Raw genomic sequence first — 230 nt, forward strand, 5'->3', positions numbered from 1 at the left:
CATTTGACCGCTTCGGCATCGTCTTGGCGCACTCCACGTCCTTTGGCATACATCACGCCCAAATTGTATTGGGCTTCGACTAACCCTTGCTCCGCCGCCTTACGAAACCATTTGACCGCTTCGGCATCGTCTTGGCGCACGCCGCGTCCGTTAGCATACATCCTGCCCAAATGGATTTGAGCTTCAGCATCTCCCTGTTCCGCCGCCTGCCGATACCATCTGACCGCTTC

Annotated in this window: 1 protein-coding gene; it reads right to left on the reverse strand. The window is 56.5% G+C overall.

Going from position 1 to position 230, the window contains the following annotated elements:
* Positions 1-230, reverse strand: a 230-nt coding sequence (locus HMPREF3107_RS12615; protein ID WP_246828617.1) for a tetratricopeptide repeat protein, incomplete at both ends; no start/stop codon positions are given.

Source organism: Neisseria sp. HMSC31F04 (assembly GCF_001807735.1).
GTDB lineage: Bacteria > Pseudomonadota > Gammaproteobacteria > Burkholderiales > Neisseriaceae > Neisseria > Neisseria elongata.